At 71.8% G+C, this 22,790-nt stretch carries 22 protein-coding genes; 9 read left to right on the forward strand and 13 right to left on the reverse strand.

All coding sequences use genetic code 11. The features are described from left to right. Positions 1–14: 14 nt before the first annotated feature. Genes trpA through trpC form a run of 3 tightly spaced genes read right to left on the reverse strand, consistent with a single transcriptional unit; the run spans position 15 to position 2,838 of the window. Positions 15–812 (reverse strand): tryptophan synthase subunit alpha, encoded by a 798-nt coding sequence (gene trpA, locus Q0Z83_RS35385; RefSeq protein ID WP_317787587.1) that lies wholly within the window; start codon positions 810–812, stop codon positions 15–17. Then, positions 809–2,050 (reverse strand): tryptophan synthase subunit beta, encoded by a 1,242-nt coding sequence (gene trpB, locus Q0Z83_RS35390; RefSeq protein ID WP_317787588.1) that lies wholly within the window; start codon positions 2,048–2,050, stop codon positions 809–811. Before trpB ends, trpA begins: the two co-directional genes overlap by 4 nt. Continuing rightward, positions 2,047–2,838 carry an indole-3-glycerol phosphate synthase TrpC gene (gene trpC / locus Q0Z83_RS35395; protein ID WP_317797202.1) on the reverse strand — a complete coding sequence of 264 codons (792 nt, stop codon included), beginning with the start codon at positions 2,836–2,838 and terminating at the stop codon, positions 2,047–2,049. The genes trpB and trpC overlap by 4 nt, the downstream gene beginning before the upstream one ends. Before the next feature lie 439 nt (positions 2,839–3,277). On the opposite strand from trpC, the gene Q0Z83_RS35400 reads away from it, so the two are divergent. Then, on the forward strand, positions 3,278–3,508 hold the full coding sequence (locus Q0Z83_RS35400) for a hypothetical protein (RefSeq protein ID WP_317787589.1): 231 nt from the start codon (positions 3,278–3,280) through the stop codon (positions 3,506–3,508). A gap of 7 nt (positions 3,509–3,515) precedes the next feature. Here Q0Z83_RS35400 and Q0Z83_RS35405 read toward each other — a convergent pair whose 3' ends face one another. The 3 genes from Q0Z83_RS35405 to hisI form a co-directional block, all read right to left on the reverse strand. Beyond that, positions 3,516–4,040, reverse strand: a complete 525-nt coding sequence (locus tag Q0Z83_RS35405) for a Trp biosynthesis-associated membrane protein (RefSeq protein WP_317787590.1) — start codon at positions 4,038–4,040, stop codon at positions 3,516–3,518. An 86-nt stretch (positions 4,041–4,126) separates the two neighbouring features. After that, positions 4,127–5,629, reverse strand: coding sequence for an anthranilate synthase component I (locus Q0Z83_RS35410; protein WP_317787591.1), 1,503 nt, complete (start codon positions 5,627–5,629; stop codon positions 4,127–4,129). After that, positions 5,626–5,991, reverse strand: a complete 366-nt coding sequence (gene hisI, locus Q0Z83_RS35415) for a phosphoribosyl-AMP cyclohydrolase (protein WP_317787592.1) — start codon at positions 5,989–5,991, stop codon at positions 5,626–5,628. The genes Q0Z83_RS35410 and hisI overlap by 4 nt, the downstream gene beginning before the upstream one ends. A gap of 226 nt (positions 5,992–6,217) precedes the next feature. On the opposite strand from hisI, the gene Q0Z83_RS35420 reads away from it, so the two are divergent. Next, positions 6,218–7,876, forward strand: coding sequence for a hypothetical protein (locus Q0Z83_RS35420; RefSeq protein ID WP_317787593.1), 1,659 nt, complete (start codon positions 6,218–6,220; stop codon positions 7,874–7,876). 191 nt (positions 7,877–8,067) lie between these two features. On the opposite strand, the gene Q0Z83_RS35425 is transcribed toward Q0Z83_RS35420, so the two are convergent. Continuing rightward, positions 8,068–8,805, reverse strand: a complete 738-nt coding sequence (locus tag Q0Z83_RS35425) for a DUF2470 domain-containing protein (protein WP_317787594.1) — start codon at positions 8,803–8,805, stop codon at positions 8,068–8,070. A 70-nt stretch (positions 8,806–8,875) separates the two neighbouring features. Here Q0Z83_RS35425 and rpsD point away from each other — a divergent pair, with 70 nt between their 5' ends. Further along, the gene (rpsD, locus tag Q0Z83_RS35430) at positions 8,876–9,484 is read left to right on the forward strand and encodes a 30S ribosomal protein S4 (RefSeq protein ID WP_317787595.1); all 609 of its coding nucleotides are present in this window, start codon (positions 8,876–8,878) and stop codon (positions 9,482–9,484) included. A gap of 117 nt (positions 9,485–9,601) precedes the next feature. On the opposite strand, the gene Q0Z83_RS35435 is transcribed toward rpsD, so the two are convergent. Further along, complete coding sequence (locus Q0Z83_RS35435; RefSeq protein WP_317787596.1) at positions 9,602–11,362, reverse strand: ABC transporter ATP-binding protein; 1,761 nt, start codon at positions 11,360–11,362, stop codon at positions 9,602–9,604. Continuing rightward, complete coding sequence (locus Q0Z83_RS35440; protein ID WP_317787597.1) at positions 11,359–13,122, reverse strand: ABC transporter ATP-binding protein; 1,764 nt, start codon at positions 13,120–13,122, stop codon at positions 11,359–11,361. The genes Q0Z83_RS35435 and Q0Z83_RS35440 overlap by 4 nt, the downstream gene beginning before the upstream one ends. 116 nt (positions 13,123–13,238) lie before the next feature. Between Q0Z83_RS35440 and Q0Z83_RS35445 the strand changes: the two genes are divergently transcribed. Further along, positions 13,239–13,865, forward strand: coding sequence for a TIGR03085 family metal-binding protein (locus Q0Z83_RS35445; RefSeq protein ID WP_317787598.1), 627 nt, complete (start codon positions 13,239–13,241; stop codon positions 13,863–13,865). A 42-nt stretch (positions 13,866–13,907) separates the two neighbouring features. Beyond that, positions 13,908–15,131, forward strand: a complete 1,224-nt coding sequence (locus Q0Z83_RS35450; protein WP_317787599.1) for an APC family permease — start codon at positions 13,908–13,910, stop codon at positions 15,129–15,131. On the opposite strand, the gene Q0Z83_RS35455 is transcribed toward Q0Z83_RS35450, so the two are convergent. Continuing rightward, the gene (locus Q0Z83_RS35455; RefSeq protein ID WP_317787600.1) at positions 15,070–15,963 is read right to left on the reverse strand and encodes a carbohydrate kinase family protein; all 894 of its coding nucleotides are present in this window, start codon (positions 15,961–15,963) and stop codon (positions 15,070–15,072) included. The genes Q0Z83_RS35450 and Q0Z83_RS35455 overlap by 62 nt on opposite strands. 136 nt (positions 15,964–16,099) lie before the next feature. Here Q0Z83_RS35455 and Q0Z83_RS35460 point away from each other — a divergent pair, with 136 nt between their 5' ends. Together Q0Z83_RS35460 and Q0Z83_RS35465 are read left to right on the forward strand one after the other, a co-directional pair. Beyond that, positions 16,100–17,923 carry an AMP-dependent synthetase/ligase gene (locus tag Q0Z83_RS35460; RefSeq protein WP_317787601.1) on the forward strand — a complete coding sequence of 608 codons (1,824 nt, stop codon included), beginning with the start codon at positions 16,100–16,102 and terminating at the stop codon, positions 17,921–17,923. Between the two features lie 245 nt (positions 17,924–18,168). After that, positions 18,169–18,510 carry a VOC family protein gene (locus tag Q0Z83_RS35465; RefSeq protein ID WP_317787602.1) on the forward strand — a complete coding sequence of 114 codons (342 nt, stop codon included), beginning with the start codon at positions 18,169–18,171 and terminating at the stop codon, positions 18,508–18,510. Positions 18,511–18,557: 47 nt separating this feature from the next. On the opposite strand, the gene yczR is transcribed toward Q0Z83_RS35465, so the two are convergent. After that, complete coding sequence (gene yczR / locus Q0Z83_RS35470) at positions 18,558–20,012, reverse strand: MocR-like transcription factor YczR (protein WP_317787603.1); 1,455 nt, start codon at positions 20,010–20,012, stop codon at positions 18,558–18,560. A 59-nt stretch (positions 20,013–20,071) separates the two neighbouring features. Here yczR and yczE point away from each other — a divergent pair, with 59 nt between their 5' ends. Both yczE and Q0Z83_RS35480 read left to right on the forward strand, forming a co-directional pair. Further along, positions 20,072–20,695 (forward strand): membrane protein YczE, encoded by a 624-nt coding sequence (gene yczE / locus Q0Z83_RS35475; protein WP_317787604.1) that lies wholly within the window; start codon positions 20,072–20,074, stop codon positions 20,693–20,695. Positions 20,696–20,720: 25 nt separating this feature from the next. Then, positions 20,721–21,149 (forward strand): hypothetical protein, encoded by a 429-nt coding sequence (locus tag Q0Z83_RS35480; RefSeq protein ID WP_317787605.1) that lies wholly within the window; start codon positions 20,721–20,723, stop codon positions 21,147–21,149. Here Q0Z83_RS35480 and hisF read toward each other — a convergent pair. Then, positions 21,146–21,907 carry an imidazole glycerol phosphate synthase subunit HisF gene (hisF, locus tag Q0Z83_RS35485; protein ID WP_317787606.1) on the reverse strand — a complete coding sequence of 254 codons (762 nt, stop codon included), beginning with the start codon at positions 21,905–21,907 and terminating at the stop codon, positions 21,146–21,148. The genes Q0Z83_RS35480 and hisF overlap by 4 nt on opposite strands. Then, positions 21,904–22,788, reverse strand: a complete 885-nt coding sequence (locus Q0Z83_RS35490) for an EamA family transporter (RefSeq protein WP_317787607.1) — start codon at positions 22,786–22,788, stop codon at positions 21,904–21,906. The genes hisF and Q0Z83_RS35490 overlap by 4 nt, the downstream gene beginning before the upstream one ends. Positions 22,789–22,790: the final 2 nt, after the last annotated feature.

Raw genomic sequence — 22,790 nt, forward strand, 5'->3', positions numbered from 1 at the left:
CAGCGTCATCACAGTCAGCGCGTGCGCACACCCTCGGCCAGCTCGGTGCTCAGAGCACGCAGGTTGCTCAGGCCGGTGGCCCGGTCGCCGGCCTCCAACACGCACCGGATCAGCGCGCTGCCGACGATCACCCCGTCGGCGAACGCGGCCACCTCGGCCGCCTGCCGGCCGTTGCCGACGCCCAGGCCCACGCCCACCGGCATCTCCGGGTCGATCGACCGGATCCGCTGGACCAGCTCGGGGGCCTGCGACGACACGGTCTTGCGGGCGCCGGTGACACCCATCAGCGCGGTCGCGTAGACGAAGCCGCGGCAGTTCGCCAGGGTCATCGCGATCCGCTCGTCGGTGGAGCTCGGCGCCACCAGGAACGTCCGGTCGATCCGGTGCGCGTCCGACGCGGCGATCCACTCGGCCGCCTCGTCCGGGATCAGGTCCGGTGTGATCAGCCCGGTCGCCCCGGCCGAGGCCAGGTCACGGGCGAACGCGTCGACACCGTACTTCTCGATCGGGTTCCAGTAGGTCATCAGCACGACCGTGGCGCCCGCCGAGGAGACCGCGTCGATGATCTTCAGGGTGTCCCGGGTGCGGACCCCGTTGGCCAGCGCGATGTCGCTCGCCTTCTGGATCACCGGGCCGTCCATCACCGGGTCCGAGTACGGCAGCTCGACCTCGATCACGTCGCAGCCGGCCTCGTGCATCGCGATCATCTGCTCGATGCTGTGGTCGACCGTCGGGAACCCGGCCGGCATGCAGCCGACCAGCACCGAACGGTTCTCCGCCTTCGCCTTGGCGAACGTCTCGGCGATACTCACGTGTTCTCCCCCGGGACGACCGTCTCGTTCTGGTCGAGGATGCCGAAGTAGGCGCCGGCGGTGTGCACGTCCTTGTCGCCGCGACCGGACAGGTTGACCACGATCGTCGGCGTCCGGCCCAGCTCCTCGCGCAGGCGCGGGGCGATCTTCGCGACGCCCGCGAGAGCGTGCGAGCTCTCGATCGCCGGGATGATCCCCTCGGTCCGGCAGAGCAGCTGGAACGCGGCCATCGCCTCGGCGTCGGTCACCGGCTCGTAGACCGCTCGGCCGGTGTCGTGCAGCCAGGCGTGCTCCGGGCCGACACCCGGATAGTCCAGGCCGGCCGAGATCGAGTGCGACTCGATGGTCTGACCGTCGTCGTCCTGGAGCAGGTAGGTGCGGTTGCCGTGCAGCACACCGACCGAGCCGCCGGTGATCGACGCCGCGTGCCGGCCGGTCTCCACACCGTCGCCGCCGGCCTCGAAGCCGTACAGCCGGACGCCCTCGTCGGGCACGAACGCGTGGAAGATGCCGATCGCGTTGGACCCGCCGCCCACGCACGCGGCCACCGCATCGGGCAAGCGGCCGAGCTGCTCCAGGCACTGGGCCCGGGCCTCGACGCCGATCCCTCCGACGAAGTCGCGCACCAGCTCCGGGAACGGGTGCGGGCCGGCCGCGGTCCCCAGGAGGTAGTGGGTGGTCTCGACGGTGGAGACCCAGTCCCGCAGCGCCTCGTTCAGAGCGTCCTTGAGGGTACGGGACCCGTTCGTCACCGGGATCACGGTCGCGCCGAGCATCCGCATCCGGGCCACGTTGAGCGCCTGCCGCTGGGTGTCGGTCTCGCCCATGTAGACGACGCACTCCAGGTCGAGCAGGGCGGCCGCGGTCGCGCTGGCCACGCCGTGCTGCCCGGCGCCGGTCTCGGCGATCACCCGGGGCTTGCCCATCCGCTTGGCGAGCAGCGCCTGCCCCAGCACGTTGCGCACCTTGTGGGCGCCGGTGTGGTTCAGGTCCTCCCGCTTCAGCAGGATCTCCGCGCCCAGAGCCTCGGAGAGCCGGTTCGCCCGGTAGAGCAGCGACGGCACGCCCGCGTAGTTCAGCAGAAGGCCCTCGAAGGTCTTCTGGAACTCCGGGTCCTGCTTGGCCGACCGGTACGCGGCGTCCAGCTCGTCGAGTGCCTTGATCAGCGCCTCGGGCACGAACCGTCCGCCGTACCTCCCGAAGTGTCCGGCGAGGTCCGGCAGCGTCGGGGCGCTCACCGCACCGGCCTCGGCGTCGCCGGGTGGTTTCCGGCGTTGACCAGCTCGGCCACCGCGTCACGCGGCGACTTCTGGGTCACCAGGCCCTCGCCGACCAGCACCGCGTCGGCGCCTGCGGACGCGTAGCGGATCAGGTCGTGCGGCCCGCGCACACCCGACTCGGCGATCTTCACCACGTTCTGCGGGAGGCCGGGCGCGATCCGCTCGAAGACCGACCGGTCCACCTCGAGGGTCCGCAGGTCACGGGCGTTCACCCCGATGACCTTCGCGTTCGCCTCGAGCGCCCGATCCGCCTCCTCCTCGTTGTGCACCTCGACGAGGGCGGTCATGCCCAGCGACTCGATGCGCTCCAGGAGGCCGACCAGAACGTTCTGCTCCAGGGCCGCGACGATCAGCAGCACCAGGTCGGCGCCGTGGGCGCGCGCCTCGTGCACCTGATAGCTGGAGACCACGAAGTCCTTGCGCAGCACCGGGATCTTCACGGCGGCGCGAACCGCGGCGAGATCGTCCAGCGAGCCACCGAACCAGCGGCCCTCGGTGAGGACGCTGATGCATCGGGCGCCGCCCTGCGCATACTCCCCCGCCAGCTCGGCCGGGTCGGGAATGTCGGCGATGGCGCCCTTGGACGGGGACGCCCGCTTCACTTCGGCGATCACCGCCACGCCGGGCTTGCGCAACGCCGCGTACGCGTCGATCGCGGGCGGGGCCGCCGCTGCGAGCTCCCGCACCCGCTCGAGAGGCACCTGTGCCTGCCGCGCCGCGACGTCCTCCCGGACGCCGGCGAGGATCTCCTCGAGAACGTTCTGCTTTGCCGCTCCGCGAGCGGTTCCGCCACTGCCCGCTTCCGCCTGATCGGATGTCACGTAATGACTCCCCTCTCCGGGTGTCTTCGGCCCGATGCTAGGAGGTGACGGCGGGTGACGGGGTGCCGGGGGTATGGCGCGCCTCACGGAATGGACTGCGGCATAATGCCTGGCTGCCCGTCGGGGATGTCTCATCGCTCACACCCTGCGAATAGTGCGCAAGCCGTTGTGCTGGGACTCCTCCTCCGTTCGGCCGATACCACTCCGCGTTGACACGAGTGTCACCGAGCGGAAATACGACTCCACCATCATGTGACTCGGGCAGACTTGTCCCGGCGTCCAGTACGCCGTCAGCCAGCCGGACGATGATGCGGGAGTCGACCCCATGGCCACTGAGTCACCCCAGCCGATGAACTTTGCCGGTATGTCCCGAGTGCTCGTCTCGGTGGCGGCCGAGGTCGCCACGGGCGTCCAGCGGGCCGTCGTCGGTTCGGACAATGTGCGGACCGCGCGGGAGAACGCGTGGGACGCCATCCAGGCCGACCGGGCACGGGCCGCCGCCCGGGTGGAGACCGCCCGGGCAGTCGCCGCGATGATCGCCAGCGCCCCGGCCGGGCGCCGTCGCGTCAAGCCGCTGACCGGCGCAAACCGGTAAGAGCCGCTCAGCGCGCGGTCGGATCCTCACCACGGTCCAGGGCGTCCCACAGGTCCCGGCCCGTGGTGGGGCTGTCCGGTTCCACCGCCGCCGGGGTGGCCGGGCGTCGTTCGTACCGCGCCGACATCGCCGACCACAGGTGCCCGTGACGCGCGACGAGGACGCCACCCGCCGCCAGCGCCGCGCCGCCGCAGACGCAGGCGATCGGCCAGACCGGGCTCGCCGAGCCCGGGTCGAGACCGGCCCGGGCCAGGATCGCGCCGGCCGCGACGCCCGCACCGGTCAGGACCAGCAGCACTCCCAGTACCCGGCGGGCCACACCGCGGGTGGCGAGCAGCGCTCCGGTCCCGGCGAGACCGACCACCGCCAGCCCGATCAGCCACGGCTGTGTCTCCGCCCCGGTCTGCACAGTCCGCAGATCTGACAATCCGGGCCTTTGCTCGATATCGACCGCCCAGACCCTGGTCGCCGCGAAAAGCGCGAGCCCGGCCCCGGCCAGACCGGCCGCGACGGCGGCGGGATACGTCCTCATCGGGCGGCGCTTCGGCGGGCCCGACGTCGCCGGGCCGGGCGTCATCGGGCTCGGTGTCATGGGGTTCGGCGTCTTCGGGCTCGGCGTCATCGGGCGGCGCGCAGGGTCTCCGCCGAGGCGATGGCGGCGAGCACCGCGGCGGCCTTGTTGCGGGTCTCCAGCTCCTCGGCGGCCGGGTCGGAGTCGGCGACGATGCCGGCGCCCGCCCCGACGTACGCCACACCGTCCTTCAGCAGCGCGGTCCGGATCGCGATCGCCATGTCCATGTCGCCGGCGAAGCCGAAGTAGCCGACCGTGCCGCCGTAGAGGCCGCGCCGGGTCGGTTCCAGCTGCTCGATGATCTCCATGGCCCGGACCTTGGGCGCGCCGGAGAGTGTGCCGGCCGGGAACGTCGCGGCCAGCGCGTCGAACGCGGAACGGTCCGCACGGAGCCGGCCGACCACGGTCGACACGATGTGCATGACATGGCTGTACCGCTCGATCCGGGCGAACTCCGGCACCTCGACACTGCCCGGCTCACAGACCCGGCCCAGGTCGTTGCGGCCCAGGTCGACCAGCATCACGTGCTCGGACCGCTCCTTCGGGTCGGCCAGCAGCTCGGCGGCGAGCGCGGCGTCCTGCTCCGGAGTGGCGCCCCGCCAGCGGGTGCCGGCGATCGGGTGCAGCAGCGCGGTCCGGTTGGCGCTCACCTTGAGATGCGCCTCCGGCGACGAGCCGACGATGTCGAAGCCGTCGAAGCGGAGCAGGTACATGTACGGGCTCGGGTTGGTGGCCCGCAGCACCCGGTAGACGTCCAGCGCGTTGGCGTCGGTGGGCCGCTCGAACCGCTGCGCCATCACGATCTGGAAGCACTCCCCGGCCCGGATCGCCTCCTTGGCCTCCTCGACCGACTTCTGATACTCCCCCGGAAGAGTACGGCTGACCGGCTCACCGGCCGGGCGGCGGTCGACCGTGGAGACCATCGGCGGGGTGGGCCGGGACAGCGCGGTGGTCATCCCGTCGAGCCGACCGACCGCCTGGTGGTACGCCGCCCGGCGGGCCGCGTCGTCGGCGTCCGCGTCCAGCACCGCGTTGGCGACCAGCAGCGCCGAGCCCTCGTGGTGGTCGAGCACCACCAGGTCGGTGGCGAGCAGCATGCCGAGCTCGGGCAGACGCAGGTCGTCGGCGGCGGTGGCGGGCAGCTTCTCGAAGCGCCGGACCAGGTCGTAGCTCAGATAGCCGACCAGACCGCCGGTGAGCGGGGGCAGACTCTCGTCGAGGGCGCCGGTCAGCGCGGCCACCGTCTCACGCAGGGCCACCACCGGGTCGCCGCCGAGCGGGACCCCGGAGGGCGGGGCACCCAGCCACTCGGCCTGTCCGTCCCGCTCGGTCAGGGTGGCGACACTGCGGACGCCGACGAACGAATACCGCGACCAGGCCAGGCCCTGCTCGGCCGACTCGAGCAGGAAGGTGCCCGGGCCGCCGGCGAGTTTCGTGTAAACCCCGATCGGGGTCTCGCCGTCGGCCAGCAGCTTGCGGGTGACCGGGACGACCCGCTTGCGGGCCGCGACGAATCCGGCCTCGTCCGGGAACGTGGCTCCGCTGGTCACTGGTCCTCCGCAAGCAGGTCGTCGGTGAAGCAGGTGTGTGTGCCGTTGTGGCAGGCGGCGCCGGTCTGCACCACGGTGACCAGCAGCGCGTCGCCGTCGCAGTCGAGGGAGACGCTGCGCACGTGCTGGTGGTGGCCGGAGGTGGCGCCCTTCACCCAGTACTCCCGGCGGCTACGGGACCAGTAGGTGGCCCGGCCGGTGGTCAGGGTGCGGTGCAGGGCCTCGTCGTCCATCCAGCCGAGCATCAGCACGTCGCCGGTGCCGTGCTCCTGCACGATCGCCGCGACGAGGCCGTCGGGGGTGCGCTTGAGGCGGGCGGCGATGGCCGGGTCCAGGGCGGTCTCTACATCGGGTACGGGCACGGGAGCGATTCTCCCCCATCACCCGCCACAGCTGTAACGACCCGCAGGGGGCCCACGATCCGGTAACCGGGGGTGTGCTCGGCGATCCGGAGCGGTACCGTCGCCGGGAAGCGCGGTACGTGCCTTACTGCCCGGCGCCCGCCGCCCGGTGTGCCGCACGGCTGAGAAACTGCGTATCCAGGCATCCCGGCGGGCGCGGACTCGCAACCGGGAGTGGTGAACCGAGATGGAGCCGACGTCCAGCCCCGACAACGCACGGCCGTCGCCCGGCCTGGCCCGCTTCTGGCAGGTCCGTCCCGAGCCGGAGCCGGTGGCCGACGAGCCGCTGGAGACCCCGGCGGATCTGCTGAACGGCTCACCGCTCGGCACGTTCCGCAGCCGGCCGATCCCGCCGCTGGCGCCGATCGCCTCGGCGGCCCGCCATCCGAGCGGGGCGGCCGACCCGTTCGGGCTGAACCGAGCTGGTCGCAACACACCGCGGCACCCCGTCGGCCACCGCCCGGAGACCGGTCCGCCGGGGTCGGAACGGCACGGCGATCCTGATCACTCAGTACCTCCGGAGGACGAGGCGGAGGCCGCACAGGACGTAAAGTCCGGTGCGCCGGAGAGTGGCTTCGGCCTCGGCAGGCGTGCCGGGCGGTTCCTCTACGGCGACCGGGACGGTGACGACCCGGAGCCCGCCGGCGAGACCGCCGAGGGTGAGCCTCAGGTCGGTGACGAGCCGACCGACGAGGAGCCGGCCGAGGCCACACCTGTGGACGAGCCCGCGGACCAGACTCCACCGGACGCCGGCCAGGAGGCCGCCGAGGTGGCGGGACCCAGCGACGAGAACGGACGTGAGGACATGAACGGACGGGCAGGCGCGCCCGGTTACGCGCAGACCGGCGAGGCCGGCCCGGACCCCTCGGGCGAGCCCGCCGAGGAGTCGCCGGGACAGGCTCCGGCCGACCCGCCGCGCGCGGCCGCCGGCTGGGCCTCGGTGCCCGGCCTGACCCAGCCGATCCCGGCGATCCCGGGCACCCCGGTCTCCGGCGGTCCGGTGCCCGGTGCTCCGGTGTCGCCGGCGTACGCACCGAACCCGTACACGGTCGCGGATTTCACCCCGGATCACCCGGCCGGGACGCTTCAGCCGGTGTCCGGCCTGCCGGCCGCGGCGCCGGAGCCGGCCGACCCGGGTGTGCCCGCGCCGGTCTCCCCGGCGCCGGACGCCCCGGCGCCGACGACCGCCTCGGCCTCGGTGCAGATCCCGGCCACGCGGACGCCCCCGGACCTGACCATCGACCTCGGCGACACCGGTCTGCCGCCGGCCACCGACGGCGGGTACGGCTTCGCACCGACCGGTTACAGCCTGGGCCGCCCGGCCGAGGCCTTCGGTGTGGCGTCGGTCACCCCGGCCGCCCCGCCGGCCGGCACGGTGACCCCGCCGTCGGACTTCCTCACCTTCCCGCCCGCGCCGCCCGCCCGCCGGGCCCGTGAGGAGGTCTCCGAGGAGGCGCCGACTCCGGTGGCCCGTCGGTCGGCCAGCCTGGAGGACGCCGAGCCGATCCGTCGGCCGGGCCGTCGCGCGGCGCAGGCCGACGAGACGGCCGCCGACCAGCACGGCGAGGAGCCGCTGATCGGCCGCACCATCTGGGACGAGGACGCGGCCCGGCACTTCCGGGCGGCGTGGCACGAGGTGAAGGCGGAGTTCGTCGACGACCCGGTCACCGCCCTGACCCGGGCCCACGACCTGCTCACCGACGCGGTCAACGAGCTGACCGAGGTGCTGCTGGCCGAGCGGGACGAGTTGGACCCGCTGCGCGGCACCGACACCCCGGACACCGAGAGCATGCGGATGGCGATGCGCGGCTACCGGGAGTTCCTGGACCGGATCCTGTCGCTGTAGGACTTCGCCGCGGACGACGAACGGCCGGTTCCGCACGCGGGACCGGCCGTTCGTCGTCCGGCCTTCCACCACGTCAACCGGCCGGGAAAGATGTGAGCCCTGCCACCCGCGGCACCGGGTGGCAGGGCTCGAAGACGGGATCGGCGCGGCATGACGGCGGCAGAAGGTCGCCGCGCCGATCCCGCCTCGTCTCAGGCGGCGCCGCTGTCGCAGCAGCGCCGGCAGAGGATCGGGTGCAGCAGGTGCGCCAGATCGTGCCGGTCGGTGACCGGACGGGGGAAGGCGAGGCGGGCGCTGCGACCGCCCATCCGCACCAGGAAGCCGTAGCGGTCCATCCGCACCACCTTGGGCTCGTCGCCCGGCCGGGCCTCCTTGCCCAGCTGGCGGCGCACGTAGTCGCTCATCTCGCTCATGTGGTGGTCGGCGAGGTCGGCGATCAGGTCGAACTCGACGGCGCGCAGCGGGTCCGGGGTGGCCTCGGCGTAGTCGTCCGGGTCGATCTCGACCAGTTTCTCGTTGCGCTCCCAGCGGACCTCGGCGACCTCCATCCGGTAGAGGGCCTGGCTCTCCCCGATGTCCAGCAGGTCACCGCACGCGTCGGTGTCGGCGTAGTCGAGCGCGGCGGCCCGGGCGTCGTCGCCGTCGAGTTTCGCGGCCCAGCCGGAGACCCAGATCCGCCCGAGCGACGGTGAGGACGCCATCGGCGGCACGTCCCGGATGTCCAGCACGAGCGCGGTGTCGTCGTTGCCGTCCTGTGGGCGCAGGGCGCCGGCGAGAGTACCCTCGCTGGGCACGAGAAGCAGCACGCGACCCTGCGCGTCGGTGACGTGCCGGACCGGGGTGGGTCCGGGACGGCAGGCGATGTGGGCGACAGCGGGCAGGTGACCGGCCGCGAGAGTGCGCGCGATCTCGGCGGGACTGGGTTGCATGACGAGCACCTCCGGGCACCGGTTAGGCTTACCTAAGTTAGGCAAGGCTAACCGTAACAGGAGATCGCAGTTGAACAACTCTCGACCCAAGGCGAAGCTGTCGCGCGCCCTCGGCATCCCTCTCACCCGTAAGTGCGTCAAGTACTTCGAGCGGCGTCCGTTCCCGCCGGGCGTGCACGGCCGTGGCCGTCGCAAGGCCTCGGACTACCAGGTCCGACTGCTGGAGAAGCAGCGGCTGCGGCACCAGTACAACATCAGCGAGGTCCAGATGCGGGCGGCTTACGACGCCGCCCACAAGGCTGAGGGCAAGACCGGCGAGACCATGGTCACGCTGCTCGAGCGCCGCCTCGACGCCACCGTGTTCCGGGCCGGTTTCACCCGGACCATCTACCAGGCCCGCCAGCTCGTCGTGCACGGTCACTTCACGGTGGACGGCAAGAAGGTGGACCGGCCCGGCTACAAGCTGAAGCCGGGTCAGGTCATCGAGGTCAAGGAGACGTCCCGGCAGAAGCCGCCGTTCCAGATCGCGGCGACCGGCACCCACATCGACGGGCCGACCGCGCCGTACCTGTCGACGGTTCTCGAGGAGCTGCGGACCACGGTGATCCGGGTTCCGGCCCGCTCCGAGGTCCCGGTGCTCTGCGACGAGCAGCTCGTCGTCGAGTACTACGCACGCTAAACAGCAGTACAGGCTCTTGAATCGCTGAAATGGCGGGCCTCTCGCAGCGGTCGCGGCTCCCCGCGGCCGCTGCGGGCGACGCGCTCATCTCACCGGCCTCGGCCGGTCAGAAGCTGGTCAGCGTGTCTGCTCCAACCAGCTGGCGTAGAGCTTGGCGTAGATCGATCCCGCCTCGGTGACGAGGCGGGCGTGCGGGCCGCGTTGCACGACGCGGCCCGCATCCACCACGATCACCTCGTCCGCCGACTCCGCGGTGGACAGCCGGTGCGCGATCGCCACCGTGGTCCGGCCGCGGGTCACCAGGTCGAGCGCGTACTGCAGGCGCACCTCGGTGGCCGGGTCGACCGCGCTGGTCGCCTCGTCCAGCACCAGCAGGTCCGGGTCGGCCACGTACGCCCGGACCAGCGCCACCAGCTGTCGCTCCCCCACACTGAGCGACTCGCCCCGCTCGCCCACCGCGGTCTCCAGCCCGGCCGGCAGACCGGCGAGCCAGTCGGCCAGCCCCAGCTCGGCGAAGGCCGTCCGCAGCTGCTCGTCGGTGAGCGACGGCTCGGCGAACCGGATGTTCTCGGCGATCGTCGCGTCGAAGAGGAACCCGTCCTGCGGCACCATCACCACCCGGGACCGCAGTGACGAGAACCGCACCGATGTCAGCGGCGTCCCGGACAGCAGCACGGTGCCCTCGGCCGGGTCCATCAGGCGGGTCAGCAGCTTCGCGAACGTCGTCTTGCCGCTGCCGGTCTCGCCCACCACCGCGTACTTGCGGCGTGCGTCGAGGGTCAGGTCCACGTCGGACAGCACGATCGGCCCGCCCGGGTAGCGGAACGACACGTCGTCGAAGCGCACCGACAGCGGCCCGGCCGGCAGCTCCACACCCTGGTCGTCAGGGTCGGCCACGTCCGGGTCGACGTCCAGCACGTCCAGGATCCGGCGCCAGCCGGCGACCGCGTTCTGCGCCTCGTTGAGCTGCTCGGTGGCGATCTGCACGGGCTGGATGAAGAGCGTCACCAGGAACAGGAACGCGGTCAGCCGGCCCACCGTGAGCTCGCCGTCCACCCCGAGCAGGACACCCACCACCACCACACCGGACAGGGCCAGGCCGGCACTGATCTCACCACTGGAGAAACTGGTCACGCTGGTGCGCATGGCCCGCTGCTGGGCGGTCTTCAATTCGTCGACCGCGGTGTCCAGGCGGCGGGCGGTCCGGCCGGAGACCCCGAACGCTCGGATCACGGTGGCGCCGACCACCGATTCGGCGACTGTGCCGAGCATCACACCAGTGCGCTCGCGGACCGTACGGTAGGCACCCGCCAGCCGCTTCTGGAAGAGCCGGATCACTCCGATGGCCGGGCCGAAGGCCAGCAGCACCACCACACTGAGCTGCCACGAGTAGGCGAACATCACCACCGTGGACACCACCAGCTGGCCGGCGGCGAGCAGCAGCTGCACACCGCCGGTCTGCAGGAACTGGGAGATCTGGTCGACGTCGCCGGTCACCCGGGACACCATCGACCCGCGCCGCTCGGACTGCTGGTGCAGCATCGACAGATCGTGGATGTGCCGGAAGGTCCGGGACCGCAGGCCACCGAGCGCGGTCTCGCTGACCGTGAAGAGGCGGCGGGTCATCAGATAGCCGCACAGTGTCGAGACCATCAGCGCGGCCAGGGTCAGCGCCACCACCGTGACGACGAAACCCGGGTCCGGGCCGGACGGGCCGTTGATGCCGTGGTCGATGCCCTGTTGCACGGCGATCGGCACGGCCACCCGGCCGGACATCTGCAGGACCGCCAGGCCGACCGTGCCGGCCAGCCCGATCCGCAGTTCCGGCGATAGCGACAGCCCGCGCCGAACGGTGGCGAAGGTTCCCAACTCGCTCATTGATCAGCCTTCTCGTACGCCGTGACCAGCTCCCGGTAACCCGGCTGGGACTCCATCAGCTCCAGGTGCGAACCGGTCGCCACCACCCGCCCCTGATGCAGGTAGACGACCTGGTCGGCGAGCGCGATGCTGGCCCGCCGATACGCCACCACCAGCAGCGACGTGCCCGACTCGCGCAACGCGCCGAGGATCGCGGCCTCCACCCGGGGGTCGACCGCGCTGGTCGCGTCGTCCAGCACGAGCAGCCGCGGCCGGCCGGCCAGCGCGCGGGCCAGGGTGAGCCGCTGCCGCTGCCCGCCGGAGAGCGACGTACCCCGCTCGCCGACCTCGGTGTCCAGACCCTCCGGCAGCGCGGTGACGAAGCCGTCGGCCTGAGCCAGGCGCAGCGCCGCCCGTACCGCCTCGTCGTCGATCTCCGGCCGGTCCAGGGCGACGTTGCCGCGGATGGTGTCGTCGAAGACGAAGGGGATCTGCGGGACCAGTCCGGTCGCGGCGGCCAGCGCGGGCGCCGACAGATCGGGAAGTTTCACCCCGTCGAGGGACACCGTGCCGGATGCCGGGTCGACCAGGCGCATGGCCAGCGCGGCGATCGTCGACTTGCCCGAGCCGGTCGCGCCGACAAGGGCGACGGTGGTCCCGGCCGGGACGCTGAAGGTGACGTCGGTGAGCACCGGCGGACCGTCGGCGTAGCGGTAGTCGACCCGGTCGAAGCGCAGCTCGGCGGGACCGGCGCCGGGCAGATCGCCCTCGCCGTACGTCAGGTCGCCCTCGGCCGACAGCACCGCCTGCACCCGCTCCCAGCCGGCGACGCTGCGCGGCAGCTCGCCGACCACCCAGCCGATCGCCCGCACCGGGAACGCCAGCACGGTGAACAGGAACGCGACACTGATCACCTCGGTGACGGTGATCGCGCCGGACTGCAGCCGCCAGGTGCCGATCAGCAGCACGGCCAGGGTGCCGACGCTGGGCAGACTCTCCATCAGCGGGTCGAAGACGCCGCGCAGCCGGCCCACCGCGACCAGCGCGTCCCGCAACTCGGTGACGAACACCCCGAACCGGCGGGACTCGTCGGCCTCCCGGCCCATCGTCTTGACCACCAGCGCGCCGTCGAAGCTCTCGTGAGCGACCGCGGCCACCTTGGCCCGCATCCGCTGGGCGTGGATCTGGCGCGGGGCCATCCGCCGCGAGTAGAAGAAGTTCAGCGCGAACAGCGCCGGGAACAGCGCCACCCCGACCAGGGCCAGCACCCAGTCGGTGAGGAACAGCGCGCCCAGCGCCCCGGCGATCATCACGATCGTGCCGACCGCGAACGGCAGCGGCGCGATCGGCGCGAACGCGGCCTCCACGTCCGAACTGGCGTTGGAGAGCAGGGTGCCGGTGGCGTGCCGCTGGTGCCACTCGGGCGGCAGCGACAGGTAGCGGCGGGTCACCGCGCGCCGGTACCGCGCCTGCAGCCGGAACTGCATGAACCCGGCGCCGATCCGGCGGGCCCAGATGCTCGCCACCCGCAGCCCGCTGATCCCCAGCAGGACCGCGACGGCCAGCGCGAGACTGCCGGGGCCGACCCGGCGCTCGGTGAAGGCGGGCACCACGATCCGGCCGATGACGGCGCCGACGATGTACGAGTTCGCAATGATCAGAAAGCCGAAGAAACTACTGCCCAGGGCGCTGATGGTGAAGAGACGTGGTTCTGTCCGGATCGCCTGGCCGAGCACCCGCAGTCCCCGTACCAGCACGTCGTTGCCGGTCCCGCTGGTCACATTCCTACCTGACTGGTAAGTATTAGTCGGCACATCCGACCTTACCGGTCCATCCTTGCCCACTGCGCACCCGTTTACATTGTGGCCACGATTACACCGGGGCCTACGATCGATCCATGACCAACTACGCCCGCATCGAGCGGGAGCGGCTCGCCGACCTGCTGACCAGCACGGGACCGGATGCTCCGACGCTCTGCGAGGGGTGGACGACACGCGACCTGGCGGCACACATCGTGGTCCGCGAGCGGCGGCCCGACTCGGCGGTCGGGCTGCTGATCAAGCCGCTGGCCGGGCACGGGGAGAGTGTCCGGCTGGCCCGGGCGGCGCTGCCGTACCAGGAGCTGATCGCCCAGCTGCGCACCCCACCGGTGTGGAGCCCGGTCAGCAATCCGGTCGTCGACCCGCTGGCGAACACCATGGAGATGTTCATCCACCACGAGGACGTGCGCCGCGGCACCGGCGGCTGGGAGCCCCGGGCCCTCGACCGGGAGTTCGAGACCACCCTCTACCGCAACCTCAAGCTGATCGTCCGCGGGTCGCTGCGCCGGCTCGGGATCAGTGCCGAGATCGCCGCCAACGGCTTCGACCCGATCCGGGTCGGTGACGAGCCGCAGGTGCGGATCACCGGTGATGTGGGCGAGATCGCAGTCTTCTTCTTCGGGCGGCAGCGCGCCTCCCGGGCGCTGGTCGACGGCGACCCGACCCTCGCCGAGCGGCTCCGGACGGCCCGGCTGGGCGTGTAAACGACTGGAACCGGAGATGGGCGGGCCCTAGGTTCGCAGATCATGAGCGCTCGCACCGATCTGTCCGTCACGCAGGGCGCCGCGCTCTCCGTCGGCGCCGTCCTCGGCACCGGGCTGATCTCCCTGCCCGCCCTGGCGGCCGACGCGGCCGGCCCGGCCTCCCTGATCGCCTGGCTCGCCCTGATCGTCCTGTCCGCGCCGCTGGCCTGGACGTTCGCCGCCCTCGGGGCGCGCTATCCGGACGCCGGCGGGGTGGCCACCTATGCCGGCATGGCGTTCGGGCCGCGGGTCGCGGCGGCGGTCGGCTGGACGTTCTACTTCGCGGTCCCGCTCGGCGCCCCGGTGGCGGTGGCGTTCACCGGCGGGTACGTGTCCGACGTGCTCGGCGGCGGGCGGCTCACCGAATTCGCCACGTTCCTGGTGATCGTCGGTACGGCGTACGTCATGAACTGGTTCGGTCTGCGCATCTCCGGCCGGGTCCAGGTGGTGCTCTCGATCTCGCTGGCGACCATGCTGGTGGTGACCGTGCTGGCCGCGCTGCCGCACCTGGACCGGGCCAATCTGACCCCGTTCGCGCCGCACGGCTGGTCCGGGATCGGCGCCGCGGCCGCCCTGCTGGTCTGGGGTTTCGCCGGGTGGGAGGCGCTGTCGTCGCTGTCCGGCGAGTACCGGAACCCGCGCCGCGACGTGCCCCGGGCCACCCTGATCGCGGTCGCCGTCGTCGGTGTCCTCTACCTGGCGGTGGCCGCGGTGAGTGTGCTCGCGCTGGGCCCGGCGCTGGCCGGCAGCCGGGCGCCGCTCGCCGATCTGCTCGCGATCGGACTGGGTGGCCCGGTGCGGGCGCTGACCGCGGTGATCGCCGTGGTGCTGACGCTCGGCGCGGTGAACGCCTACTTCGCCGGGTCCAGCCGGCTCGGGGCGGCCCTCGCGAACGAGGGCGCACTCCCGGCCCGGGTGTTCGGCACCCAGCGGCGGTCGCTGACCTTCATCTTCCTGGCCGCGGTCGCCTGCGTGCTGCTGCCGCTGGACCTGCACACCGCGGCCCTGCTGACCACCGGCTGTTTCACCCTGGTCTACGTGATCGGCACGGCCGCGGCGATGCGGCTGCTGACCGGCCTCCGGGCGCGACTGGTCGCCGGTACCGCCTTCGTGGCCGTGGTGGTGCTGCTGTGGCTCAACGGGCTGCCCGCCCTGTTGAGCCTGGTCATCGCGGGCGGTTCGCTGATCTACCAGACGCTTCGGCGGCCAGTGTCGTCGCGTCTATGAAGGTGCCGATCGGGCCGGTGCACGCGAACGCCCCGGCGATCACCGCCTGATCCAGGCACGAATCGTCGTCGGCGCCGGTCCGCCATGCGCTGAGGAACGCCGCGGCGAACGCGTCCCCGGCGCCGTTGGTGTCGACGATCGGCGCGCCCGGGTCGACCGCGTCCCGGTGGGTGACGCCGTCTCGGGTGTACAGGTCGGCGCCCTGACCGCCGTGCGTCACGAGGACCTTCGTGGTGGTCCCCGCCGCCAGCAGTCGCGTGGCGGCCCCGTCGGCGAGCTGGACCCCGCTGACGAAGACCAGGTCGGCGCCGCGGGCGAAGTCCAGGTGGTACGGGTTCTCACCGTCCCAGTCGTGCAGGTCGGTGGAGATGGTCACGCCGGCCGCCCGCAGCTCCGGGATCAGGTGCCGGGCCCAGTCCATGATCGTCACGTGGACGTGCCGGACACCCTCCGGCAGCGGGCGGTAGAACTCCTCGGGCAGCCGGTATCCGGGCACGTCACGTCCGTCGTACAGGGAGAGCCGACGTCCGTCCGGGCTCATCAGGTTGACCGCCCGCCGGGTGCCGGCCGGGGCGAGGGCGGCCCGCAGGCCGATCCCCCATCGGTCGAACGCCGCCTTCACCCGACCGCCGAGCTCGTCGTCACCGACCGTGTCGATCACGGAGACCCGCTCACCGAGCGAATGCAACGCGAGCGCCACGCAGGTGCCGGTGTGCGAGACGTGATCCTCGATCGGGCCGCGTGGGCGGGCCGAGTCGGCGCCGAGCACCGGCAGGTCTGCCACCGGCACAATCGTGTCGACGCCGGTACCGCCGACCACCAGAAAAGTCATGCCGGACAACGTAGTACCGGGCTGACTAGGATAGAGGCTTGATCCGACTCTAGCCGTGGTGCCGCCCGCGCATTACTCTGCGGTAACACTGACGTTACGTACACACCCCCCGTGAATGGTTGAAGGCGGCGCTCGAATGGCTCTCGAGGTTCCCTACCGGTCCATCCCGGACATGCTCTTCCAGCGCGTGGCCAAGACTCCGGATGCAAAAGCCCTGGCCGGCCCCAACGCCGACGACAGCGGCCCGGCCTGGCTGACCTGGCGGCAGGTCGGCGAGCGCACCCGGGCGATCGGCGCCGGGCTTCGTGAGCTGGGCATCGGCCTGGAGGACCGGGTCGCGATCCTGTCCAACACCCGCCTCGAGTGGATCCTGGTCGACCTGGGCATCAACGTGGCCGGCGCGGCCGCCACCACCGTCTACCCGACGACCGAGCCGGAGGACACCTCGTTCATCGTGTCCGACTCCGGGTCGAAGATCCTGGTCGCGGAGAACGCGAAGCAGGCCCTGAAGATCTCCGGCGCCGCCACCGCGGTGACGAAGGTGGTGCTGATCGACGGCCCGGCCGACGCGGGCGCCACGCCGCCGCAGATCACCCTGGCCGAGCTGGAGCAGCTCGGCAACCAGGCACTCACCCGCGAGCCGGGCCTGATCGACGACGTGGTGGCCCAGCTCGGCCCGGACAACGTCGCCACCCTGATCTACACCTCCGGCACCACCGGCCGCCCCAAGGGCGTCGAGCTGCTGCACCGCGGCTGGACCTGGGAGGGTGTCGCGCAGGAGGACCTCGGCCTGTTCTCGCCGACCGACCTGCACTACCTGTGGCTGCCGATGTCGCACGCGTTCGGCAAGACGCTGCTCTGCGGCATCCTGCACGTGGGCGTGCCGACCTATGTCGACGGCCGGGTGGACAAGCTGATCGACCTGCTCGCGGTGATCCGGCCGACCCTGATGTGCGCCCCGCCGCGCATCTACGAGAAGGTCTACAACAAGACCGTGACCAGCGGCCTCTCCGGTTCCGGCCTGAAGCCGAAGATCTTCAGCTGGGCGGTCGCGACGGGCAAGAAGCGGGTCGCGTTCCAGCAGGCCGGCAAGCCGGTCCCGGCCGGCCTCGCGTTCCAGTACTCGCTGGCCGAGAAACTGGTCTTCTCCAAGCTCCAGGCCCGCCTGGGCGGCAACATCAAGGTGCTGGTCAGCGGCTCGGCGGCCCTCAGCCGGGACATCTCCGAGTTCTTCGCCGCGGCGAACCTGCCGATCCTCGAGGGCTACGGCATGACCGAGGCCTGCGCGGCCAACTTCGTCAACCGCAACGGCAAGCTGCGGATCGGCACGGTCGGCCAGCCGCTCGGCGACCTCGAGGTCCGCATCGACACCGACGGCGAGGTGCTGATGCGCGGCGCCCCAGTGATGCGCGGCTACCACAACCTGCCGGAGGCCACCGCCGAGGCGTTCACCGAGGACGGCTTCCTGCGCACCGGCGACATCGGCGAGCTCGACGCCGACGGCTACCTGAAGATCACCGACCGCAAGAAGGACCTGGTCAAGACGTCCGGCGGCAAGTTCATCGCCCCGTCGGCGATCGAGGGCTCGTTCAAGGCGGTCTGCCCGTACACCTCGCAGGCGGTGGTCATCGGCCAGAACCGCAACTTCGTCACCATGCTGATCGCCCTCGACGAGGACGCGATCAAGACGTGGGCGGCGTCGGGCCCGCTGGCCGGCAAGAGCTACGCCGAGATCGTCGCCGCGCCCGAGACGCACGCCCTGGTCGAGGGCTACATCGCCGAGCTCAACGCCAAGCTGAACCGCTGGGAGACGATCAAGAAGTTCGCGATCCTCCCGCGTGACCTGAGCATCGAGGCGGGCGAGGTCACCCCGTCCATGAAGATCAAGCGCCGCAGCGTCGAGACGAACTTCGCCGAGCAGATCGACACGATGTACGCGGGCAGCCTCGCCCAGATCTGACCCCGATCGGCTCCAGGCCGGCGGACCGCTCATGGTCCGCCGGCTTTTCCTCTGGTACGCCGTGCGCCCTCCCTCGCCGAACCACACCTCCCCACCCACACCGCGACGCAGGCCTCCCCTCCCGGCCGCAAGGCGCCTCACGGGCGTGGCGGCCCCTCATCCGCCCGGCTGGAGAGATCGGGCTCGGCCGGGCCCGGTCCGGGCCTACCGTTGACTCCGGGAGGCTGATCCCGGGAGGAGACGCCATGGCCATCCGCACGATCACGGTCCCGGTCACGGACCTGGAGGCCGCCAAGAGCCTGTACTCGACGCTGCTCGGCATAGATCCGTACGTGGATCAGCCCTACTACGCCGGGTTCCGCCCGCCGGATGCTCCCGAGGTGGGCCTGGACCCGCACGGCGACGTGGCGGCCGGCCCGGTCACCTACTGGCACACCGACGACCTGGACGCCACCCTCGCCGCCCTGATCACGGCCGGCGCCACCGAGGAGCGTTCCCCGCACGAGGTCGGCGACGGCGCCCGCCGGGCCACGGTCCGCGACACCGACGGCCACCTGATCGGCCTCTTCGAGGGCCCACCCGTCTAGGCCGCGCCCATGACCGACGCGCCGCACCCGGACTGACCACTCACCCGTCAGGTGATCACCACCGGGGTTCGCCAGGCCGGGCGGGCGGCGTGATCGAGGTCGTGGCGGACCGAGGCGATACGGCGGACGGCCTCGGCCAGGTCGTCGGCCGGGAGGGTGAACGGCAGGCGGAGAAAACGTTCCAGGGTGCCGTCGAGGCCGAAGCGCGGGCCCGGCGCCAGCCGCACCCCGACGTCCTCGGCGGCACGGGACAGAGCGCTGGAGATCGGGCCGTCGAGTTCCGCCCACAGGGTGACGCCGCCGCCCGGCACCACGAACCGCCACTCCGGTAGCTGCTCGCGCAGGGCCGCCACCAGCGTGTCCCGGCGGAACCGGAGCTGGGCGCGGCGGGCCGCGACGATCTCGTCGGCGTTGCGCAGCAGGTGTACGGCGACGAGCTGTTCGAGGACCGGACTGGCCATGTCGACACCGACCCGAACGGCGGCGAGCCGCTGCACCAGCGGGGCGGACGCGCGCACCCAGCCGATCCGGAGGCCACCCCAATACGCCTTGCTCATCCCGCCGATCGACGTGACCCGGGAGTGCCGGTCGAAGACCGCGACCGGTGGCGGCATCGACGGATCGTCGAGGGGCAGGTCCACGAAGGATTCGTCGACGATCAGGTCGGCGCCCGTCGAATGCGCCGTGGCCACGAGACGTTCGCGCAGGTCGGTGGGCATGAGGTGACCGGTCGGATTGTGGAATTCCGGAATCACGTACGTCATCCGGGGTTTGATCTGGCGCAAAGCGCCGAGGAGCATCTCACCGTCCCAACCGTGCTCGATGTCGAGGCCGTGGGTGCTGATCCGGGCGCGGCGGGCGGCGAGCGCGGCCAGCGCGTTGGGATAGGTCGGCGTCTCGACGAGGACCGGCGCGCCGACCGGGACGGACAGCCGCAGCACCAGGTCGAGGGCCTGCTGGGTGCCGCTGGTGATGAGGATCTGCTCGGGTGAGGTGGGCACGCCGCGGACGGTGTATCCGTCGGCGACGGCGGCGCGCAGCTCGGGCAGGCCGGTCGGGTGGTATCCGGCGCTGCCGAGGTAACGGGGCAGATCGTCGGCGGCGGCCCGGGCGGCCGGGACGATCTCGACGGGGGCCGCGGAGGCCGCGCAGCCGAGGTCGATCATGTCCAGGTCGTCCTCGGGGGTCCACAGCCCGGACGAGGCGACCCGGTGCCCGTTGGGCAGGGTGGTCCAGCTGCCGGCGCCACGGCGGCTGGCGAGGTGGCCGGTCTCGCGCAGCGCCCGGTAGGCGGCGGAGACCGTGGTCCGGCTGATCGCGAGGGCTTCGGCGAGCTCCCGTTCGGCCGGGAGACGGACACCGAGAGCGAGCCGGCCGTCGGAGAGCAGGCCGCGGACGGCACCGGCGAGGGCTGCGTAGTCGGGGCTGCGCCGACGACCGGGTAGGGCGTGCCACCGGCCGAGCAGGCGGGCCAATTGGTCTCCACGAACCGACGTCGTCATAGCCACCTCCGAAGAATTGGCACTTTAGCATTCGCTGATTGGCATCAAGAGTGGCTGTTATGAACCTGTACCGTCGTGTCCCCCAGCTCTTCGCGGGGCTCGTCCTCTACGGCGTCAGCATGGCGCTGATGGTCGAATCCGGTCTCGGCCTCAACCCGTGGGACGTGTTCCACCAGGGCCTCTCCGAGGTGACCGGGATCAGTTTCGGCTGGATCGTGCTGCTTGTGGGCGTACCCGTGCTGCTGCTCTGGATCCCGCTGCGACAGCGACCGGGCCTCGGAACGGTGGCCAATCTGCTGGTGGTGGGTTTCGCCGCGGACGCGGCGCTGGCCGTGCTGCCGGCCGGTCAGGCCATGCCGGCGCGGGTGGGTTATCTGGTCGGCGGGATTCTGCTGAACGGATTCGCGACCGGCCTCTACATCGGCAGCCGGATGGGTCCGGGGCCGCGGGACGGGTTGATGACCGGACTGGCCGCGCGGTTCCCGAGGGTGCCGCTGCGGGTGATCCGGACCGGCATCGAGCTGACCGTGCTGGGCGCCGGATTCCTGCTGGGCGGCACGGTCGGCATCGGCACGATCGCCTATGCGCTGGCCATCGGCCCACTGGTGCATCTGTTCCTCCCGCCGCTGACCGTGCCGGAGGCCGCCCCCAGTGATCTTCCGGACACATTCGCTTCCCGGTGAGGCCACCGCACGGCATCATTGCGGCATGGGGGCCGGTGGCTGGAACTGGAACGACGCATGGATCTTCGTCTCCGCGGTCATCGCCGAGCGCCTGGAGCGCGACCGGGCACTGCACGCCGCGCTGCCGGTGACCGGCGCGACGCTGGCCGACGTGCTGGCCGCAGCCGACTTCCTGCACCACAGCGTGCCGGAGCGGGCCGAGCTGGAGGAGTCGGTGCGCCGGCTGGCCGGGGCCGGGCTGATCGCCGTGGAGGACGACCTGATCCAGGTCGCCCCGCCGGGTGAGCAGCTCTGGCGGACCCGACCGTTCAGCGGCCTGTCGTCAGCGGTGATGACCTTGCAGGCCCAGCTCAACCGACTGGCCGAGCCGGGCGACGCGGACTGGTCGCTGGACGAGCAGACCTACCATGCGGCCGTCCGTGAGTACAGTCTGCGGCTGGCCGACGGCCGCTAACGGACCGGGTTACCGGCCGCCCGGAGGCTGTCCTTGACCTCGCCGATGGTGAGGTCACCGAAGTGGAAGACACTCGCCGCGAGCACCGCGTCCGCCCCGGCGTCGACGGCCGGCGCGAAGTGCTCGACCGCTCCCGCACCGCCGCTGGCGATCACCGGGATGTCGACGACCGCCCGCACCGCCCGGATCAGCTCCAGATCGAACCCGGCCTTGGTGCCGTCGGCGTCCATCGAGTTGAGCAGGATCTCCCCGGCGCCCAGCTCCGCCACCCGCTCGGCCCACTCGATCGCGTCGAGCCCGGCACTGCGCCGGCCACCGTGCGTGGTGACCTCCCAGCCGCTCGGCTGCTCGGCCGACCGCCGGACGTCCAGCGACAGCACCAGGACCTGGTTGCCGAACCGCTCGGCGATCTCCCGGATCAGCTCGGGACGGGCGATCGCCGCGGTGTTCACGCCCACCTTGTCGGCGCCGGCGCGCAGCAGCACGTCCACATTCGCCGGGGAGCGGACGCCACCGCCGACGGTGAGCGGGATGAACACCGTCTCGGCGGTCCGGCGGACCACGTCGAGCATCGTGCCGCGGTCGTCGGAGGAGGCCGTGACGTCGAGGAAGGTCAACTCGTCGGCCCCGGCCGCGTCGTAGGCGGCGGCCAGCTCGACCGGGTCACCGGCGTCGCGCAGGTCGACGAAGTTGACACCCTTGACCACCCGGCCGGCATCCACGTCCAGGCAGGGAATCACACGCACCGCGACCGTCATGCCCCAACCCTAACCAGTTCCCTCTCGGCCACCGGCCGGGCCCTGACCAATCCCAGAAGCACTCCGCCGACCACCAGGACACCGCCGGCCACCTCGATCGGCTGCACCGGCTCGCCGAGGAACAGGGCGGCCGACGCGATACCGAAGAACGGAACCAGCATCGAGAACGGGGCGACAGTGGCCGCACCGTACCTCTGGAGAAGGAATCCCCAGGCGGCGAAGCCGGCCAGGGTGGAGATCAGCGCGATGTAGACCAGCGACAGCACCGCCGGGGTGTCGATCGCGCGTAGCGCGGCGAGGTCGGCCGCCGGGCCGTCGAAGATCAGGGTGAGCAGCACGAGCGGCCCGGTGGCCACCGCGCTGACCCAGACCATGAAGCGCAGCGTGTCCGGCGGGGACGCCCGGCGGGTTGCGACGTTGGACAGTCCCCAGGCCGCGGCGGCGCCGATGACCAGCAGGAAGGCCGGCAGCGGCGCGGTCGTGCGGGCCGCCACCAGGATCACCCCGGCGGAGGCGACACCGAGCCCGGCCAGCTGGATCGGCCGCGGCCGCTCGCGGAGCAGCAGCACCGCGAAGAGCATCGTGAAGATCGCCTGGCTCTGCAGGACGAGCGAGCTCAGCCCGGCCGGCATACCCGCCTCCATCCCGATGAAGAGCAGGCTGAACTTGGTGACGGCGAGGATCAGCGCGACCGCGATCACCCAGCGCCACGGCACCTGCGGGCGGCCGACCAGGAGCAGGGCCGGGAAGGCGGCGAGCGCGAACCGGAGAGCCGAGAAGAGCAGCGGCGGGAAGGCGTCCAGCCCGACGTGGATGACGACGAAGTTGAAGCCCCAGACGGCCGCCACGGCGACCGCCAGAGCCAGGTCACGAGCTCTCATGG

It is taken from the genome of Actinoplanes sichuanensis (assembly GCF_033097365.1).
Classification (GTDB): domain Bacteria; phylum Actinomycetota; class Actinomycetes; order Mycobacteriales; family Micromonosporaceae; genus Actinoplanes; species Actinoplanes sichuanensis.

Excerpts from the sequence above, each read along its gene's own strand:
- yczE (WP_317787604.1), top strand. The coding sequence starts at position 20,072 with ATGAACCTGTACCGTCGTGTCCCCCAGCTCTTCGCGGGGCTCGTCCTC.
- Q0Z83_RS35405 (WP_317787590.1), bottom strand. The coding sequence starts at position 4,040 with ATGAGGACGTATCCCGCCGCCGTCGCGGCCGGTCTGGCCGGGGCCGGG.
- Q0Z83_RS35435 (WP_317787596.1), bottom strand. The coding sequence starts at position 11,362 with ATGAGCGAGTTGGGAACCTTCGCCACCGTTCGGCGCGGGCTGTCGCTA.
- Q0Z83_RS35445 (WP_317787598.1), top strand. The coding sequence starts at position 13,239 with ATGACCAACTACGCCCGCATCGAGCGGGAGCGGCTCGCCGACCTGCTG.
- yczR (WP_317787603.1), bottom strand. The coding sequence starts at position 20,012 with ATGACGACGTCGGTTCGTGGAGACCAATTGGCCCGCCTGCTCGGCCGG.
- Q0Z83_RS35455 (WP_317787600.1), bottom strand. The coding sequence starts at position 15,963 with ATGACTTTTCTGGTGGTCGGCGGTACCGGCGTCGACACGATTGTGCCG.
- Q0Z83_RS35490 (WP_317787607.1), bottom strand. The coding sequence starts at position 22,788 with ATGAGAGCTCGTGACCTGGCTCTGGCGGTCGCCGTGGCGGCCGTCTGG.
- Q0Z83_RS35425 (WP_317787594.1), bottom strand. The coding sequence starts at position 8,805 with ATGCAACCCAGTCCCGCCGAGATCGCGCGCACTCTCGCGGCCGGTCAC.
- Q0Z83_RS35420 (WP_317787593.1), top strand. The coding sequence starts at position 6,218 with ATGGAGCCGACGTCCAGCCCCGACAACGCACGGCCGTCGCCCGGCCTG.
- Q0Z83_RS35400 (WP_317787589.1), top strand. The coding sequence starts at position 3,278 with ATGTCCCGAGTGCTCGTCTCGGTGGCGGCCGAGGTCGCCACGGGCGTC.
- Q0Z83_RS35450 (WP_317787599.1), top strand. The coding sequence starts at position 13,908 with ATGAGCGCTCGCACCGATCTGTCCGTCACGCAGGGCGCCGCGCTCTCC.
- Q0Z83_RS35460 (WP_317787601.1), top strand. The coding sequence starts at position 16,100 with ATGGCTCTCGAGGTTCCCTACCGGTCCATCCCGGACATGCTCTTCCAG.
- Q0Z83_RS35465 (WP_317787602.1), top strand. The coding sequence starts at position 18,169 with ATGGCCATCCGCACGATCACGGTCCCGGTCACGGACCTGGAGGCCGCC.
- Q0Z83_RS35480 (WP_317787605.1), top strand. The coding sequence starts at position 20,721 with ATGGGGGCCGGTGGCTGGAACTGGAACGACGCATGGATCTTCGTCTCC.
- hisF (WP_317787606.1), bottom strand. The coding sequence starts at position 21,907 with ATGACGGTCGCGGTGCGTGTGATTCCCTGCCTGGACGTGGATGCCGGC.